This window comes from Streptomyces albus subsp. chlorinus (assembly GCF_013302895.1).
GTDB lineage: Bacteria > Actinomycetota > Actinomycetes > Streptomycetales > Streptomycetaceae > Streptomyces > Streptomyces chlorinus.
Genome location: NZ_VJOK01000001.1, coordinates 3,667,902 through 3,684,401, shown reverse-complemented (window position 1 = coordinate 3,684,401; position 16,500 = coordinate 3,667,902). Strand labels below are relative to the sequence as shown.

Genomic DNA, 16,500 nt, shown 5'->3' with positions numbered 1-16,500 from the left:
GCGGCCAGGGCGGTGGCGGCGGCTGGGGCGGCGGCCCTGGCGGCAACGGTGGCGGCTACTCGGACGAGCCACCCTTCTGAGCGAACCCCTAGGAGTAGACAATGGCGAAGCCGCCTGCTCGCAAGCCGAAGAAGAAGGTTTGCGTGTTCTGCAAGGAGAAGATCTCCTACGTCGACTACAAGGACACGAACCTGCTGCGGAAGTTCATCTCCGACCGCGGCAAGATCCGTGCCCGCCGGGTCACCGGCAACTGCACCCAGCACCAGCGTGACGTCGCCACGGCCGTGAAGAACAGCCGTGAGATGGCGCTGCTGCCCTACACCTCGACCGCGCGATAAGGGAAGGGTGACCACACCATGAAGATCATCCTGACCAACGAGGTCTCCGGCCTCGGTGCCGCCGGCGACGTCGTCGAGGTGAAGGACGGCTACGCCCGCAACTACCTGGTCCCGCGCGGTTTCGCGATCCGCTGGACCAAGGGTGGCGAGAAGGACGTCGAGCAGATCCGCCGCGCCCGCAAGATCCGCGAGATCGCGACGATCGAGCAGGCCAACGAGATCAAGGGGCAGCTGGAGGGCCTGAGCGTGGGCCTGAAGGTGCGCGCCGGCGACCAGGGCCGCCTGTTCGGTTCCGTCACCCCGGCGGACATCGCCGACGCCATCAAGGCGTCGGGCGGTCCCGACGTGGACAAGCGCCGCATCGAGGTGGGCTCGCCCATCAAGTCGCTGGGCGCCCACCAGGTGAACGTCCGGCTGCACGCCGACGTGGCCGCGACCGTCAACGTCGAGGTCGCAGCCGCCTGAGCGCTGCGCCCGGCCCGAGGCCGACGGCATGAGGGTGCGTTCCCCGCCCGCGGGGGACGCACCCTCGACGCTTTCCTGGCGCCGCACCCCCAGGACCCGGACGGGGACCGGCGCCGGGGCCCCGGGCCGCCCGCGTCAGCTCTGGCGGACCGCTCCGGTGACGGCCCAGCGGGCGGAGCGGGCCCGGAGCGCGAGGGTGACCAGGCGGGTGCCCATCATGAGACCTGCGACGGTCCACCACAGGGCGGTCAGGCCGCCGCCGAGCGTGGGCACCAGGAGGGCGACGGGGGCGAAGACGGCGAGCGTCACCAGCATGGCCCCGGCCAGGTAGGGGCCGTCCCCGGCGCCCATCAGGACCCCGTCGAGGACGAAGACGATCCCGGCGACGGGCTGGGTGACGGCCACCACCAGCAGGACGGGCGTCAGCTGGTCGATCACGGCGGCGTCCGTGGTGAACAGCGGCATGAACAGCGGTCGCACCAGGGCGACCAGCGCTCCGAGCACCACTCCGGAGACGGCTCCCCACAGCACCATCCGACGGCAGGCGGCGCGCGCCCCCTCCGCGTCGGAAGCGCCCAGGTAGCGGCCGATGATGGCCTGGCCCGCGATGGCGATGGCGTCCAGGGCGAAGGCCAGCAGGGACCACAGGGTGAGGGTGATCTGGTGGGCGGCGATGTCGGCGTCGCCCAGCCGGGCCGCGACCGCGGTGGCGATCATCAGGACGGCCCGCAGCGAGAGGGTGCGCACGAGCAGGGGCAGGCCGGCGCGCCCGCTGGCGCGGATGCCCGCGAGGTCGGGCCGCAGGGAGGCGCCGTGGCGGCGGGCACCCCGCACGACGACCGTCAGATAGACGGCGGCCATCCCCCACTGGGCGAGCACCGTGCCCCAGGCGGAACCCGCGATGCCCAGCCCGGCGCCGTAGACGAGGAGCGCGTTGAGGGCGGCGTTGGCGCTGAAGCCGCCGACGGCAACGTACAGCGGGGTCCTGGTGTCCTGGAGGCCGCGCAGCACGCCGGTGGCGGCCAGCACGATCAGCATCGCGGGGATGCCGAAGGCGCTGACGCGCAGATAGGTGGTGCCGTGCGGGGCGGCGGTGGCCGAGGCGCCGAAGGCGTCGATGAGCCAGGGGGCGGCCGGGACGACCGCGGCGATCACCAGCACACCCAGCAGCAGGGCGAGCCAGATGCCGTCCATGCCCTGGCGGAGGGCGGCCGGGAGGTCGTCGGCGCCGAGGCGGCGGGCGACGGCGGCGGTGGTGGCGTAGGCGAGGAAGACAAAGATGTTGACGCCGGTCTGGAGGAGTGCCGCGGCCACGCCGAGCCCGGCGAGTTGCGGGGTGCCGAGGTGGCCGACGATGGCGCTGTCCACCATGACGAAGAGCGGCTCCGCGACGAGCGCGCCGAAGGCGGGGAGGGCGAGCGCGATGATCTCGCGGTCGTGGCGTCGCACGTCGGTGCGCCTGGTCGGGGAAGCGGGGCTCATAGGTTCGATCCAAACATCCACAAGTAATGAGCGCAAGGGGCTACTGCCGCTTACCTGATGGTGTAAGGGGCAGGCTTGTGCACCCTCGGTGACCCTCCCGTGGGTGCCGTTGCGAAGTTTTTTCCCCGCACAGCCAGTGGATGGCAAAGACGCAGGTCAGAGGCGGTTGTCAGGGTCGGGTCGCAAGTAATCCACAGCGCTGTCCCCCGACTCGTGCACAGCTTTCGGCGGCTTCTCCACAGGTTGGGCCCGGCTGTCCACACCACCCTGTGGATAAGGTGATTGGCTGAACCGCCCGGGCCCCCTACGGTGTACCAGCGCCCGCCCGCCGTTCCCTGCTTCTTCACCGTCGCACCGACGCGCCGTAACCCGGGTCGGGGCGTCTCGACTGCCAGCCTTTGTCAGTGCTGTGCCGTAGGACTGAGCCGTACGACGGAGCCGTGGGAGGAGGCGAGGCGGGGTGACACAGCAGCCCGAACAGGTCGAGGACCCCTGGGCCGCCGACCTCCCCCACGAAGAGGGCTTCCCGGTCTCCCGGACGCGCGGCCCCCAGGGCAACGGCGGTGGATACGGGTACGGAAACGGCGGCGGCAAGGGCAACGGCTCCCGCCGGGGGGCGGGCGGCCGGGGCGACGACCGTTCCGCCCTCCCCGAACAGCACGAGCGCGGGCCCGAGGGGCCGCCGGCCGGGTTCGAGCGGGTGCCGCCGCAGGACCTGGAGGCGGAGAAGTCCGTCCTCGGCGGCATGCTGCTGTCCAAGGACGCCATCGCCGACGTCGTCGAGACTCTCAAGGGCCAGGACTTCTACCGCCCGGCCCACGAGACGGTCTACCAGGCCATCCTCGACCTGTACGCCAAGGGCGAGCCCGCCGACCCCATCACCGTCACCGCCGAACTGACCCGCCGCGGCGAGATCGCCCGGGTCGGCGGGCCCGGCTACGTCCAGTCCCTCGTCCAGGCGGTGCCGACCGCCGCCAACGCCCTGTACTACGCGGAGATCGTCCGCGAACGCGCCGTCCTGCGCCGCCTGGTCGAGGCCGGGACCCGCATCACCCAGATGGGGTACGCCGCCGACGGCGACGTGGACGACATCGTCAACGGCGCCCAGGCCGAGATCTACGCCGTCACCGAGCAGCGCACCTCCGAGGACTACCTCCCCCTCGCCGACATCATGGAGGGAGCCCTCGACGAGATCGAGGCCATCGGCTCCCGCAGCGGCCAGATGACCGGCGTCCCCACCGGCTTCACCGACCTCGACTCGCTGACGAACGGCCTCCACCCGGGCCAGATGATCGTCATCGCGGCCCGCCCCGCCATGGGCAAGTCGACGCTGGCGCTCGACTTCGCCCGCGCCTGCTCCATCAAGCACGGGATGCCCAGTGTGATCTTCTCGCTGGAGATGGGGCGGAACGAGATCGCGATGCGGCTGCTGTCCGCGGAGGCGCGGGTGGCACTGCACCACATGCGCTCCGGTTCGATGACGGACGAGGACTGGACGCGGCTGGCCCGGCAGATGCCCGCGGTCACCGACGCGCCGCTCTACATCGACGACTCGCCGAACCTGTCGATGATGGAGATCCGCGCCAAGTGCCGCCGCCTCAAGCAGCGCAACGACCTCCAGCTGATCGTCATCGACTACCTCCAGCTGATGCAGACGGGCGGCTCGCGCCGGCCCGAGAGCCGCCAGCAGGAGGTCTCGGAGATGTCCCGCAACCTCAAGCTCCTGGCCAAGGAGCTGGAGGTCCCGGTCATCGCCCTCTCCCAGCTCAACCGCGGTCCCGAGCAGCGCACGGACAAGAAGCCGATGGTCTCCGACCTGCGCGAGTCGGGCTCCATCGAGCAGGACGCCGACATGGTCATCCTGCTGCACCGCGAGGACGCCTACGAGAAGGAGTCCCCCCGCGCGGGCGAGGCGGACCTGATCGTCGCCAAGCACCGCAACGGCCCGACAGCCACCATCACCGTGGCCTTCCAGGGCCACTACTCCCGCTTCGTGGACATGGCGCAGACCTGAGCGGGCGTTCGCCGGCCCCCGGGTGGCCGCCCCGACCGGACCTCACAAGGGGGGACCTCACAAGACAAGGGGGGCCTCACAAGGGCGGGCGCATGACGGTGACCCTCACGGGGGCGGACCTCACCAGGGCTACCGGGCGGTTCGGGGGGTGACCGTGTCCGGGAACCGGCGCAGGGTGCGGCCCGCCACGAGGAGTTGGTGGAGGCGCTCGAGGGCGGCGATGAGGTCGGCCCGCTCCTTGTCGTCCGCCTCGGCCAGGGCGTCGGTCAGGGTCTTGTCGGCGCGTCCGGCCCGGCGCTGCTGGCCGGCGGCGCGGATGGGCTCGGTGACGTCGACCAGTGTCTTGCGGCCGTCGGCGGGGTCGGCTCCGGTGGTGACCCAGTGGCGGCCGGCCAGGGCCCGCACGCTGGTGGAGACGCGGCTCTGGGCCAGGCCGGTGCGCCTGGCGATGTCTCCCACCGCGCTGCGGCCGTTCAGGAAGAGGTCCTGAAGGACCAGGAACTCGCCGGGGGCGAGATCGGGTGCGTCGGCGCCCATGTCCTCCAGGGCGATCTCGGCCAGCCGGCGGCCGAGCTGGTACAGGTCGCTCATCTCCATGCCCCCAATTTACATCTCTGTTGATGCATCTCCAACAGATGCATCTTGACAGATCCATCTCTAGAGATACATCGTTGGGGTTGTAGATGGCGAGCCAGACCCCCTGGAGAGATCCCGTGCACCTCAGCGACTACCTGCTCTACACCGGCCTGTTCGCCGCGATACTCGCCACCCAGCTCGGCACCCGGCGCCCGGACGCCCGGCGGCTGCTCCTGCCGGTGGGGATCGTCGCGGGCGTCGGTTTCAAGTACCTCAAGGAGATTCCGTCCGGGAGCATGGCCCACCTGATCGAGGCGGCGGGCCTCGCGGTCGGCCTGCTGTTCGGCCTGGCCTCCCTCGCCCTGATCCAGGTCCGCCGCGACCCGGCCGACTCCCGCCTGGTCACCGTCGCGGGCTGGCCCTACGCCGCACTGTGGACGGCCGCGATGGTCCTGCGCCTGGGCTTCGCCTACGGCTCGACCCACTGGTTCACCCACGCCCTCGGGACGTTCTCGGCCCAGCACCAGGTCCCGCCCGCCACCTACGGCACCGCGTTCGTCCTCATGGTCCTGGTCATGATCGCCGTCCGGACCGCCGGCGTCCTCGTCCGCGCCCGCCTCGTCGGCGCCACCGTCGATTTCGGTGCGCTGCGCCCCGCCCGCTGAGCATGTCCGGCCCGGAGGGCAGCGGGTTCCGTGTCCCCGGCGCACGCCTTCAGCAGGCCGCGCGATGGGTGGGACGAGCCCGCGCCCTCGCCCACGGCGAGACGTGACAGAGCACGAGAGGCGGCGGGACACGGAGACGTGACGGGGCACGGAGACGTGACGGGATACGAGACGTGAGGGCACGAGAGGTGACGGGACACGAGAGGTGACGGACACGAGACGTGTGGGCCATGACGGAGCGGCCCCCGGGCCCCGGCCCGGGGGCCGCTCCTCGCTGTCGGGTCAGGACGGCGGCTCGGTGGCCGTGGCCGGTTCCGTCACGGGCAGGCACTCGGTGAGCAGGCCGACGAGGTCGCGCCAGGCCCGCCGCGCGTGCAGCGGGTGGTAGCCGACACCGGGCACCACCTTCTCGTCGACCGGCGGGTGGTGGAAGGCGTGCTCGGCACCGCCGTAGACCACGAGGCGCCAGTCGACCCCCGCCGCCTGCATCTCGGCGGCGAAGGCGTCCCGCTGCGCGGCGGGCATGATCGGGTCCTCCGAGCCGACCCCCGCCCAGACGGGGCAGCGGATGCGCGCCGCCTCGCCCGGCCGGCCCGTGGTCAGCGCGTTGATGGTCCCGATCGCCCGCAGATCGGCGCCGTCGCGCCCGAGTTCCAGGGCGACGGCGCCCCCGGTGCCGTAGCCGACGGCGGCGATCCGGCCGGGGTCGGTCCGCGGTTCGGCGCGGACCACGTCGAGCGCCGCGTGGCCGATCTCCCGCATCCGGCCGGGGTCGGCGAGCAGGGGGGTCAGGTACGCCAGCAGCTCCTCGGGGTCGGTGAACCAGCGCCCACCGTTGATGTCGAAGGCGAGCGCCACGTACCCCAGTTCGGCCAGGGCATCGGCCCGGCGGCGCTGGAAGTCGTTCAGTCCCGGCCCCTCGGGGCCGATCAGAACCGCGGGCCTGCGGTCGGTGCCCGCGGGGAGCGCGAGGTGTCCGACCATGGTGAGGCCGTCGGCCGGGTAGATGACCGTGCGCGTGGTGACCGTCGTCATGGAACCGGACTGTAGTGAGAGCCGGGTCCGACGGGATCCGTCTTCACCGTCAGCGGAACGCTCTTCGCCGGGGGGCGGACAGCACTTCGGCGTCGGCGGACCGCTCTTCGCCCTGCCGGCCTGCTCACCGTCCCGGCCCGCTCACCGTCCCGGCGGGCGGCCTTCCTCGCGCGGTGCGGCGGCCTTTCTCGTGCGGTGGACGAAGACGTCCTCGCGGCGGTCCTCCCTCCACTCATCCCCTCATCCGCTCGATGACGAGCCGGGTGCCGTCCTTGTCGAACCCGCGCGCGACGGTGCGGCCGGTGTGGCGGCGCGGGGGGCGCGCTCGGCGGTGGTCCGTGTGCCCGGTATCCGGGCGGCAGGGGTGGTTGTCAGTGGGGTGGGGCATGCTTGCGGGCATGAGTGTCGATGCGGTCGAGGTTGCCGGTGTGGGCGTGGGCACGGGGGAGTTGGGCCGGAACGGGGAGGGGATGCTGGGGCGGATCGAACGGGCACTGCGGGAATCCTGGGGCGCGGACACCTGCTCGCCGGACGACCTGGCCCGCGCGGGCTGGAGCCCGGACAATCCCGCCTGGGGCCAGTGCGATGTGACGGCGCTGGTGGTGCACGATCTGCTGGGCGGCGAGCTGATGTGCGGCGAGGTGTACGCGGTGAACGGGGAGCGGCAGGGCTTCCACTGGTGGAACCGGCTGCCCGGTGGCCGCGAAATCGACCTGACCCGCGAGCAGTTCCGCGCCGGCCAGGTCGTCACGGAGGGGGTCTCCGTGCCGCGGCCCGTGGGCCGGCCCCCGGGCCGCGCCGTGGAGTATTCGCTGCTGCGCGACCGGGTGCGGGAGCGGCTCGGCATCTGAACCAGGGCCTCCGGGCGGAGACCGGCCGTCCTGTGACGCGGGGTCGGCCGGCCCCCGTCCGGCGTCCCCGGGGCCTGTCCGGCGGCGCGACCCGGACAGGCCCTGTTCACGGAGCCTCATCGCGTGAGCGAGCCCTCAGCGTTTGGGCGGGTGGTCTCAGCGCCTGAGCGTGGCCTCCTCGCTTGGGCGTGGCCTCTCATCGCTTCCTCGCTTGAGCGTGAAGGTGAAGCCGCCGGTGACCTTTCCGCTCAGGCGGACGGCCGAGACGAGGCTCCCTTCGGCGATCAGCCGCTCGACCTCGGCACGCGGTAGGCCGAAGCCGTCGGCGATCAGCCGCACCGGCCGGACCGGTATCCGCGCCGCGAAGCGGACCTCCACCTCGACCGCCTCGTCCTCCGGACACTCCGGTGCGCCGGTGTCCGGGTCGGTGTCGAGGCGCCAGGCGCCGTCCCAGTCGAGGGCGACGCGGTTGCGGCGCCGCACGACCGGGTCCTGGAGCAGTTCGGCCGCCAGGCCGGGGTCGTTGTGGTGCAGCCGGTCCAGCAGCTCGGGTCGTATGGAGCGCACGGTGACCCGCTCCAGGACGGTCAGTTTGGTGGTCTCCCCGCAGACCGCGCACAGCGCGAGGAGCCAGGCGTCGAGGAGCTTGTGGTGGGCGTTGAGACGGAACTTGCCGTGTGCCCGGAAGCGCTCGGACGCGCAGGTGCGGCAACGGCGGATGACAAGGGGCAGGCAGGTGGGAACAACCACCCAGGTCCTGGGCACAGAAGTACACCGGTTCCAGTGAGAAGACCGCAGCAGGAAGCAGCGCGGCGCACATGCGCGACGCGCGACGGATCAGCGCTCGGGGGATCTCACTGGGTGTACAACGGCACGTCCTCGCTGAGGCGGCAGGGGCGGAAGCATGGTAGCGGCGCCCCGAGGTGCGACTCCACCGGTTTTCGCGTGGAGCGGCGGACCCGCAGGCGGGGTCCGGAGGCGGCAGCGAGGGGGGAGAGAGACAGGACCAGGGGGTTGGGGGGGCAGGGGATCGGAGGATCAAGGGATCAGGGGGGCAGAGGACCAAGGGACCAGGGGATCGGAGGACCAAGGGGACCAGAGGAACAGAGGGCCAGGGGATCAGGGGGTCAAGGGACCAGGAGGATCTTGCCGAGGTTGGCGCGGGCGGTGAGGAGCGCGTGGGCCTCGGCGGCGGAGGCGAGGGGGAACGCGGCGGCGACGGCGGGACGCAGGGCGCCCGTGGCGTGGAGGTGCCACAGTTCCTCGCGCCAGGCGGCATAGCGGTGCGGCTCCTCGCGGGCGACCCGCGCGATCTGGAAGCCGGTCACCGACTTGGCGCCGGCCAGCAGGTCGTGGGCGTTCAGGGTGCCGCCGCCCGAGCTGTAGGCGACGAGGCGTCCGCCGTCGGCGAGCGCGCGGACGGCGGAGGTGAGGTGTGCGCCGCCGGCGGCGTCGAGCGCGTAGGCGGCGGGGCCGCAGTCGGCGGTCCAGTCCGGTTCGTCGTAGCCGATGACCGCGTCGGCGCCGAGCGCCCGCAGGAACGGGCCTTTCGCGGCGGGATCGCTCACGGCGGCCACGACGCGGGCGGCGCCGCCGCGTATCCGGGCGAGCTGGAGGGCCAGGTGCCCGACGCCGCTGGCGGCCGCGGTGATCAGTGCCGTCTCGCCGGGCCGCGGCCGGGCGGCCTCCAGTGCGCCGAGGGCGACCAGCCCGCCGCGCAGCAGTGCCACGGCCTCGCGCGCCGTGGCGTGGCCGGGGACGGGTGAGGCCATCGCGAGGGGTAGCAGGGCGAGTTCGGCGTAGGCGTCCTGGAAGCAGAGTCCGGTGACGCGGTCGCCGGGCGCGTAGGCGGTGACGTCCGGCCCGACGGCCTCGACCGTCCCGGCGACCTCGCCGGAGACGGGCCGCGGTTCACCGGCCGCCCCGGCCGCCCCGGGCGCCGCCTTGGCAAGATTGCGGACGGCGGGGAGGGTGACGCCGATGGCTTCGGTGCGGACGAGGAGTTCGCCCGGTCCCGGTGCGGGTGCGGGGACGTCCTGGACGGTGAGGGTGCCGAGGGTGTGGCGGACGCGACGCATATGACTCCCGAGGGGAAGAGGAGGGGGCGAGGAAGGCCCCAATTCGTTGGAAGCCCCAACGGTAGTCCAAGGTCATGGGAATTACCAACGATTATCGTGGGGGACACCCACGTTCGCGGTACGCTGCCACCATGCCCGAGACGCCGCACGCCCCCACGCTCATCCGCAGACTGCCCAGTTGGCTGCTCGGCCGGGCCGCCGCGCGCGGGCGCGCGCTGGTCGCCGAGGCGCTGGCCGAGGAAGGGCTGCGGATGTGGCACCACGTGGTGCTCGCCGCGGCCTCGGACCACCAGCCCGTCGCTCAGGCGGAGTTGGCCCGCAGCGTCGCGCTCGACCCCAAGGACGTCGTCGGCATCCTGAACGACCTGGAGCGGGACGGCTACGTACGCCGTGAGCCCCACCCGGCCGACCGCCGCAAGAACGCCGTGCGGCTCACCGGCGAGGGGGAGCGGCTGCTGGCCCGTTGCGCTGCCGCGGCGGAGAGGGCCAACGACGCGCTGCTGGACGGTTTCACCGCACGGGAGAAGGCCGACTTCGTGGCGCTGCTGGAGCGCGCGGCACGCCTGTGAGCGCGGGACGCGCCGTCTGTGAGTGCGGGACGGGCCGTCTGTGAGTGCGGGACGGGCTCTCAGCGAGCACGAACCGGTCGCCTGTGTGGAGGGACCGGTCGCCTGTGTGGAGGGGGTCGGTCGCCGTGCGGACGGGGACGGTCGCTGCGCGGAGGGGACGGGGACGGGGCGGGCGGGCCGGTCCCGCGCGGTTCAGCCCAGCGGCACCGTGAAGCCGTTCATTCCAGTGGCATCTTGAAGCCGAGGTGGGAGGCCTCGAAGCCGAGCCGCTCGTAGAAGCGGTGGGCGTCGAGGCGGGTGGCGTCGGAGGTGAGCTGCACCAGCGCGCACCCCTGGCGCCGCGCCTCCTCGATGGCCCAGGTGATGAGCCGGGTGCCCAGTCCGGTGCCCCGGGCGTCGGCGTGGACGCGTACCGCCTCGATCAGCGCGCGGGAGGCTCCCCGCCGCGAGAGGCCCGGGATGACGGTGAGTTGCAGCGTGCCGACCGTCCTGCCGTCGCGTTCGGCGACGACGAGCTGCTGGTTCGGGTCCGCGTCGATGCGGGCGAACGCGGCGCGGTACGGGGCGGGGTCGTCGGGCGACTCGCGGGTGGCACCGAGCGGGTCGTCGGCGAGCATCGCGACGAGGGCGGGGATGTCGTCGGCGGTCGCCCTGCGGACGGTGAATGCGTCGGCGGACGGCGGCTCGGCGGATGCCGCCGTCGAGCCGGTGGCTGCGGTGGTCATCTTCCGCACCCTACGCCCGACCGCTTCCGGCGCGGTCAGGAGGTGGCCACTCCGGCGGGGCCCGCGGCGGAGGCCCGGCCGGGGACCGGGGCAGCGGCGGGGGCCAGGGTGCGGACCGCCGTGACGAGAGGGGCCAGTTCGGGCCGGGCCTCGGCGGCGTCGAGGGCTTCGCGGAGCGCCGCGTCGTGGGTGGGGCGGGCCGCCTCCAGGAGGGCGTGGCCCGCCTCGGTGACGTCGGTGTAGATGCCGCGCCGGTCGTCAGGGCACAGGTAGCGGCGCAGCAGCCCGCGGTCCTCCAGCCGTGTGACCAGCCGCGTCGTCGCGCTCTGGCTCAGCACGACGGCGTCCGCGAGCTGGTTCATGCGGAAGTGGCCGCCGTCGCCGTCGTGTTGCCCGCTCAGGACGTCGAGCAGGGAGAACTCGCGCACGCTCAGTCCGTGGCCGGCCTGGAGGGCCCGCTCGACGTGCGACTCGATCCGGCCGTGCAGCGCCGAGAGCGCGCACCAGCCGTGGGCGAGACCCGGGTCGGGACGTGTCATCGGGCGGCTCCTCTCCTGGCCCGGGCGGCTCCTTCGCCGCTCGCACAAGGTTTTCCCCAGGGTAGGCCATGCCGCAATATCCAGCGATTGCACGTATGAGGTGCTCGCAATTGATGTTTACGCTTGTAACCCTTACGCGCACCTTACGCGCAGGGGAGGCTCCCTCAGGCCGCTCGCCCTGCCGGCGCTCGCCGTCGGCCTCCGGCCGCGGCCCGTCGGCGCCGCCACCGCGCGGTCATCCCCCAGGGCTTGAGCACCGAGATGACCGTCATGAACACGTAGGCGCTCAACGAGACGGCCGGGGGGACCACCAACTCGTAGGGCAGCACGGGATCTCCCGCCGCGGCGTCGGAGACCGTGCTGTTGATCCGCTCCCGGAAGAGCAGCACGCTCGCGAGGGTGGCCGCCAGGGTGAGCCAGAACTTGAGCCACACCCACCGGTACCGGGCCAGCCCCCATGGGGTGCCCAGGGAGAGAATCAGGCCGCTGAGCAGGGTCAGCAGCGCGAGGGGGGTGACCAGCCAGTCGCCGAAGACCTTCATGGAGCGGTACGCCGCTTCGGCCGCCGTCCCCGGGCCGGCCGCCGTCCCCGGCCCGTGTTCCGGCCCGTCCTCCGACCCCGCGAGGGCCGCTGTCAGGCCGAGCGCGAGCAGGCACAGCGTCATGCCCAGCCACCCGGCCGAGGCGCAGACGTGCAGGGTGAGGGTGCCCCTGCGGGCACGTCGGGTCAGTTGCCGCATGCCCAGGAGTCTGTGGCGCCGAGGGCCCGGCGGCGTCCGACAGCGGGAGTATCCACGCCTGCTCGTCCCCGAGTACGCACCGGGACCGCGCCTCCACTCCTCCGTCCGTCCTGTCCGCGAGCCCTCCGGGGAGGAGCCGGGCGGCCGTACGATCGCGGGTATGGACCCGGTTCGGAACGCGAGTGGGCGACCTGCGTCGGGGCGGCGGCGCTCCCGGCTGCACCTCTTCGACCTCGACGGCACGCTGCTGTACGGGTCGGCGGCGGCCGTCGAGATCTCCCAGCAGCTCGGCGTCGAGCGGGAGATCCGCGCACTCGAGCGGGCCTTCGCCGACGGCAAGCTGACCCCGCCGCAGTTCGCGGCCCGCGCGTGCGCGCTGTGGGCGCACCTCACCGAGGAGGTCGTCCAGGCAGCCTTCGCGGCCGCACCGTGGCTGGCGGGTATTCGCGAGGTGTGGGCGCAGATCAGGGCGAACGGGGAGCGCTGTGCGGTGATTTCCCTCTCGCCGGATTTCTTTGTGCGGCGGCTACGGGATTGGGGGGCCGACGCTACGCACGGTTCACGGTGGCCGGAGGTTCCGCGGGCAATCCCGAACCAGGCCACGAGGTATCCCGGGCATCCACTCGACCCTTCGGGGATTCTCTCGCCCGCCGCCAAGGTGAGGATCGCGGAGGAACTCTGTGCCGAATTCGGGGTCCGGACCGATGACTGCGTGGCATACGGAGACTCCCTGTCCGACGCGGAGTTGTTCGCCGCGGTTCCCGTCTCGGTCGCGGTAAACGCCGATCGGCACGTCCGGGCGCTCGCCTCGTACCACTACACGGGACGTGATCTTCGAGAGGCCTACGGACTCGTCTCCCCGGCACGCTAATTCACGGCGGTGTTCCGAATCACGGAATTCCGTGGAACCGCGAACAGGGGTTGTGGAGTGGGGCCTTCACGGTAGGGTCGGGTCCCTCCCGCATCGTGCATAAGGACGCGAAGGTTTCCTCGCTCGATGGTCACAGGGGGCGGATTACCGAAACTTTCGGAACACGGATGAGCACAGAACGTCCGGAAGACGTACAAGGCGAGGCGAGCATGACCACCATGTCGGGCAGCGACGGTGCGTCCGCCGGTGGCAACGGCGGCCGGGGTTGGTTCACCCCGGTGTCCGATGCCGCAGCCGCGGAGCGCCCCACCCCGGCCGGCAACGAGACCACGGCGGCGTCCGGCGAGGCAGCACCGCGGACGGCTGCCCCCGCCGCGGACGGCGGCGCACCGGGCGCCGACCCGTCGGGCCCGGCCCAGGACCGGGCCCGCACCGAGGTCCGCACCGAGGTCCGCACCGAGGTCCACGCCGCCCACGGCGGTCCCCGGTCCCGGGCCCAGCCGCTCCCCCAGGCCCCCGGCGCCGCTCCGGCCCCGGCCCCGGGCACAGCCCCCGCCCCGGCCCCGGGCCCGATCGCGGGGACGGCTCCTGCCCCAGCCTCGGCCCCGGGCGCAGCTCCCGCGTCAGGAGCCGCTCCTGTGTCGGGGGCCGCCCCCGCACCGGGGGCCGCCCCCGCACCGGGCCCCGTCCCCGTGGCCGCCGCCGTCGGCGGCTTCGGCGGCTCCGGGGGTGGTGACGGCGGCGGTGGCGAGTTGGCCGACGCCGATCTGATCCGGGCCAGCATGGCGGAGCTGGAACGTTCCTCCGACGCGGCCACGGCGTACTTCTACGCCCTGCTCTTCGTGCAGTATCCGCATTTGCGCGAGATGTTCCCCGCCGCCATGGACGGCCAGCGCGACCGGCTCTTCCGCGCGCTGCTGACGGCGGTGCGCCTCTACGACGACGGCAAGCTGTTCGCCGAGTACCTGGCCAACCTGGGCCGCGGCCACCGCAAGTACGGGACGCTGCCCACCCACTACCCGGCCGTCGGTGAGTGCCTGATGGCGGCCCTCGCCCGCTACGCGCCGAACAGCTGGGGCCCGCGCACCGAGGCCGCCTGGGTGCGTGCCTACACCGCGATCTCCCAGACGATGATCGACGCGGCGGCCGAGGACGAGCAGCGCGCTCCCGCCTGGTGGGACGCGGAGATCGTCGCGCACGAGCGCCGTACCGCCCAGATCGCCGTGGTCACGGTGCGCCCCGACCAGCCGTACCCCTTCCGCGCCGGGCAGTACACCAGCCTGGAGACGCCCTGGTGGCCGCGCGTGTGGCGGCACTACTCGTTCGCGTCGGCACCCCGTTCCGACGGGCTGCTCACTTTCCACGTCAAAGCGGTGCCCGCCGGCTGGGTCTCCACCGCGCTGGTGCAGCGGGCGCGTCCGGGCGACGTGCTGCGGCTCGGCCCGCCCGCCGGGTCGATGACCGTGGACCACGGCACCGACAGCGGCCTGCTGTGCCTGGGCGGCGGCACCGGTATCGCACCCATCAAAGCCCTGGTCGAGGACGTGGCGAGCCACGGCAGGCCGCGCCCCGTCGAGGTGTTCTACGGCGCGCGCACCGACCACGACCTCTACGACCTGGAGACGATGCGCCATCTCCAGGACCGTTTCGACTGGCTGTCCGTCCGCCCCGTCGTCGCCTCGGGCGGCGCCCCGGGAACACCGGACGCGCTCGCGGGCGAACTGCCCGACGCCGTCCGCAGATACGGGCCCTGGTCCGCTTATGACGGATATCTCTCAGGTCCGCCCGGAATGATCCGGACCGGTGTGGAGACCTTGGTGGGACTCGGTATTCCCACCCACCGGATACGCCACGATTCCCTCGACGAACTGGTCGCGCGGCGCGCCTAGGTGATGGGGTGTTCCGACTGGCTTGCGAGAACCTGCTGAGGAAAGGGACGAGTGTCGGCGGTGACTGAGGCGAACGGCTACGGGGACGCGTCCGCGGGGCACATGGCGCACGCGGACCACCACCCGCCTTTGCGGCGGCTGCCCGGCAGCGACGGGGAGCACGCCCTGCAGCAGCGGCTCGGCACCCGGACGCGCGCGCACCGCTTCTACGACGACCAGGTGCTCGACCATCTCAACGAGCGGATGCGCGAGTTCGTGCGCCACCAGGAGATGTTCTTCCTCGCCACCGCGGACCGGGGCGGCGAGTGCGACAACAGCTTCCGCGCCGGGCCGCCCGGCTTCCTGCGGGTGCTGGACGAGCGCACGCTGCTCTTCCCCGAGTACCGGGGCAACGGCGTCCACGCGAGCCTCGGCAACATCCAGGAGAACCCGCACGTGGGGCTCCTCCTCGTGGACTTCCTCCGGGCGCGGATCGGACTGCACGTCAACGGCCGGGCCGAGGTCCTGGAGGACGCCGAACTGCGCCCCTGGATCCCCGACCTGCCCGAGGACCCGGTACCGGGGCGGCGGGCGGTGCTGTGGGTGCGGGTGGACGTGGAGGAGGCGTACATCCACTGCGCCAAGCACATACCCCACCTCCAGAAAGCCCCGCGCCGCCCCGCCCGCGAGTGGGGCACCGACGACTACAAGCGCAAGGGCGGCGACTTCTTCGGCGTCGCCAAGGAGGCCCGCGCGGCGCGGGCCGAGCGGGCCTCGCGGGCCCGCTCGGCGGCAGCGGACCAGGAGCCGCCGGAAGCCGGCGAGCCCCGACCCCGCCCCGAACCCCGGGAACGGACACCGGAACCGGAACCGGGACGGAACCGGGAACCGGCCCCGGAATGGAACCGGGAATGCGAGCCCGAGCGGGCCGCCGTGCGGGGCGGCGCCGAGGACGGCGGCGACGGGCGGGACGGAACCGGAGCCCGCGCCGGAACCAGCGGCGGGGTCGTAGTCGGAGCCGTGACCGGAACCAATGACGGAGTCGGAGTCGGAGTCGGAGGTGACGGCCACGCCGGGTCGGCCACCGCTCACCAGCAGCCGTCCGGTGAGGCGCCGGGTGCGCCTGGTGCGACTGGTGCGCCTGGGGCGCCTGGCGCGGCTGGCGCGGTGGGAGCGCCCGAGGTGCCTGACGCGCCGCATACCCCCGACGTTCCTGATGCCCCCGACGCCACGGACGTGCCGGGCATGTTGGGCGCCACCGACGCGCTGGGCGCCACCGACGTGCCGGGCGCGCGGGACGCCCCCGACGCGCCGGGCGCCGCCCCCGACGCCACGGACGCACCACCCGCTCCGGGCGAGGAGACGATGACGTTCCAGGCGCCCCCGCGCCCGACCCAGCCGCCCACCGCGCCCACCCCGCCGGCTCCGGCAACCCCTCCGACCTCTCAGGTCCCGCCGGCCCCGCATGTCCCGCCGGTCCCGGTGCCCCCCGCGCCGGTCACCCCGCCCGCCCCGGCCTCCCCGGAGGGGCTGGAACCCGCGTACGCGGCCACCCCCGCGCCGGCCCCGGGGTACGCCGCCGCGTCCGAGTACGCCCCTGCTCCGGGGTACGCCGCCACGCCCGATTACACCCCCGCGCCTGAGCATGCCCCGGGGTACGCCGCCGCTCCGGACGCGCCGCCCG

Annotated in this window: 17 protein-coding genes and 1 pseudogene; 9 read left to right on the top strand and 9 right to left on the bottom strand. The window is 73.1% G+C overall.

The window, feature by feature from the left end; translation table 11 throughout:
• The first annotated feature begins 101 nt into the window (after positions 1-101).
• Positions 102-338, top strand: a complete 237-nt coding sequence (gene rpsR / locus FM076_RS16395) for a 30S ribosomal protein S18 (RefSeq protein ID WP_003978893.1) — start codon at positions 102-104, stop codon at positions 336-338.
• A gap of 18 nt (positions 339-356) precedes the next feature.
• Positions 357-803 carry a 50S ribosomal protein L9 gene (gene rplI / locus FM076_RS16390; protein WP_173871499.1) on the top strand — a complete coding sequence of 149 codons (447 nt, stop codon included), beginning with the start codon at positions 357-359 and terminating at the stop codon, positions 801-803.
• Between the two features lie 135 nt (positions 804-938).
• Here the strand turns inward: rplI and FM076_RS16385 are convergent, their stop codons facing one another.
• Positions 939-2,285 carry an MATE family efflux transporter gene (locus FM076_RS16385; protein ID WP_173871498.1) on the bottom strand — a complete coding sequence of 449 codons (1,347 nt, stop codon included), beginning with the start codon at positions 2,283-2,285 and terminating at the stop codon, positions 939-941.
• 460 nt (positions 2,286-2,745) lie between these two features.
• Between FM076_RS16385 and dnaB the strand changes: the two genes are divergently transcribed.
• Entirely contained in the window at positions 2,746-4,299 is a 1,554-nt protein-coding gene (dnaB, locus tag FM076_RS16380; RefSeq protein WP_173871496.1) for a replicative DNA helicase, read from the top strand.
• Positions 4,300-4,428: 129 nt separating this feature from the next.
• Here dnaB and FM076_RS16375 read toward each other — a convergent pair whose 3' ends face one another.
• Positions 4,429-4,896, bottom strand: a complete 468-nt coding sequence (locus tag FM076_RS16375) for a MarR family winged helix-turn-helix transcriptional regulator (RefSeq protein WP_173871494.1) — start codon at positions 4,894-4,896, stop codon at positions 4,429-4,431.
• Between the two features lie 86 nt (positions 4,897-4,982).
• Between FM076_RS16375 and FM076_RS16370 the strand changes: the two genes are divergently transcribed.
• Positions 4,983-5,540: a hypothetical protein gene (locus FM076_RS16370; RefSeq protein WP_173871492.1), complete on the top strand. Its 558-nt coding sequence runs from the start codon at positions 4,983-4,985 to the stop codon at positions 5,538-5,540.
• A gap of 282 nt (positions 5,541-5,822) precedes the next feature.
• On the opposite strand, the gene FM076_RS16365 is transcribed toward FM076_RS16370, so the two are convergent.
• Both FM076_RS16365 and FM076_RS16360 read right to left on the bottom strand, forming a co-directional pair.
• A complete protein-coding gene (locus FM076_RS16365; protein ID WP_173871490.1) occupies positions 5,823-6,575 on the bottom strand; it encodes a dienelactone hydrolase family protein in 753 nt (250 codons plus the stop codon).
• A gap of 232 nt (positions 6,576-6,807) precedes the next feature.
• Positions 6,808-6,963, bottom strand: a complete 156-nt coding sequence (locus FM076_RS16360) for a hypothetical protein (protein ID WP_173871488.1) — start codon at positions 6,961-6,963, stop codon at positions 6,808-6,810.
• Between the two features lie 82 nt (positions 6,964-7,045).
• Between FM076_RS16360 and FM076_RS16355 the strand changes: the two genes are divergently transcribed.
• Positions 7,046-7,426, top strand: coding sequence for a YunG family protein (locus tag FM076_RS16355; protein WP_173874796.1), 381 nt, complete (start codon positions 7,046-7,048; stop codon positions 7,424-7,426).
• Positions 7,427-7,582: 156 nt separating this feature from the next.
• On the opposite strand, the gene FM076_RS16350 is transcribed toward FM076_RS16355, so the two are convergent.
• Positions 7,583-8,191, bottom strand: coding sequence for a DUF1062 domain-containing protein (locus tag FM076_RS16350; protein ID WP_173871486.1), 609 nt, complete (start codon positions 8,189-8,191; stop codon positions 7,583-7,585).
• Positions 8,192-8,553: 362 nt separating this feature from the next.
• Positions 8,554-9,504 carry a quinone oxidoreductase family protein gene (locus FM076_RS16345; RefSeq protein ID WP_173871484.1) on the bottom strand — a complete coding sequence of 317 codons (951 nt, stop codon included), beginning with the start codon at positions 9,502-9,504 and terminating at the stop codon, positions 8,554-8,556.
• 131 nt (positions 9,505-9,635) lie between these two features.
• Between FM076_RS16345 and FM076_RS16340 the strand changes: the two genes are divergently transcribed.
• Positions 9,636-10,073 carry a MarR family winged helix-turn-helix transcriptional regulator gene (locus FM076_RS16340; protein WP_173871482.1) on the top strand — a complete coding sequence of 146 codons (438 nt, stop codon included), beginning with the start codon at positions 9,636-9,638 and terminating at the stop codon, positions 10,071-10,073.
• Between the two features lie 218 nt (positions 10,074-10,291).
• Here the strand turns inward: FM076_RS16340 and FM076_RS16335 are convergent, their stop codons facing one another.
• From FM076_RS16335 to FM076_RS16325, 3 genes are all read right to left on the bottom strand, one after another.
• Positions 10,292-10,798: a GNAT family N-acetyltransferase gene (locus tag FM076_RS16335; protein WP_173871479.1), complete on the bottom strand. Its 507-nt coding sequence runs from the start codon at positions 10,796-10,798 to the stop codon at positions 10,292-10,294.
• Positions 10,799-10,833: 35 nt separating this feature from the next.
• Positions 10,834-11,337 (bottom strand): MarR family winged helix-turn-helix transcriptional regulator, encoded by a 504-nt coding sequence (locus tag FM076_RS16330; protein ID WP_173871477.1) that lies wholly within the window; start codon positions 11,335-11,337, stop codon positions 10,834-10,836.
• A 164-nt stretch (positions 11,338-11,501) separates the two neighbouring features.
• Positions 11,502-12,077, bottom strand: coding sequence for a DUF2269 domain-containing protein (locus tag FM076_RS16325; protein WP_173871475.1), 576 nt, complete (start codon positions 12,075-12,077; stop codon positions 11,502-11,504).
• A gap of 160 nt (positions 12,078-12,237) precedes the next feature.
• On the opposite strand from FM076_RS16325, the gene FM076_RS16320 reads away from it, so the two are divergent.
• From FM076_RS16320 to FM076_RS16310, 3 genes and pseudogenes are all read left to right on the top strand, one after another.
• Entirely contained in the window at positions 12,238-12,948 is a 711-nt protein-coding gene (locus FM076_RS16320) for an HAD family hydrolase (protein WP_173871473.1), read from the top strand.
• Between the two features lie 638 nt (positions 12,949-13,586).
• The gene (locus tag FM076_RS16315; protein ID WP_430625928.1) at positions 13,587-14,837 is read left to right on the top strand and encodes a globin domain-containing protein; all 1,251 of its coding nucleotides are present in this window, start codon (positions 13,587-13,589) and stop codon (positions 14,835-14,837) included.
• A 165-nt stretch (positions 14,838-15,002) separates the two neighbouring features.
• Positions 15,003-15,566: pseudogene (locus FM076_RS16310) on the top strand (pyridoxamine 5'-phosphate oxidase family protein); the annotation flags it as partial.
• Positions 15,567-16,500 lie beyond the last annotated feature (934 nt).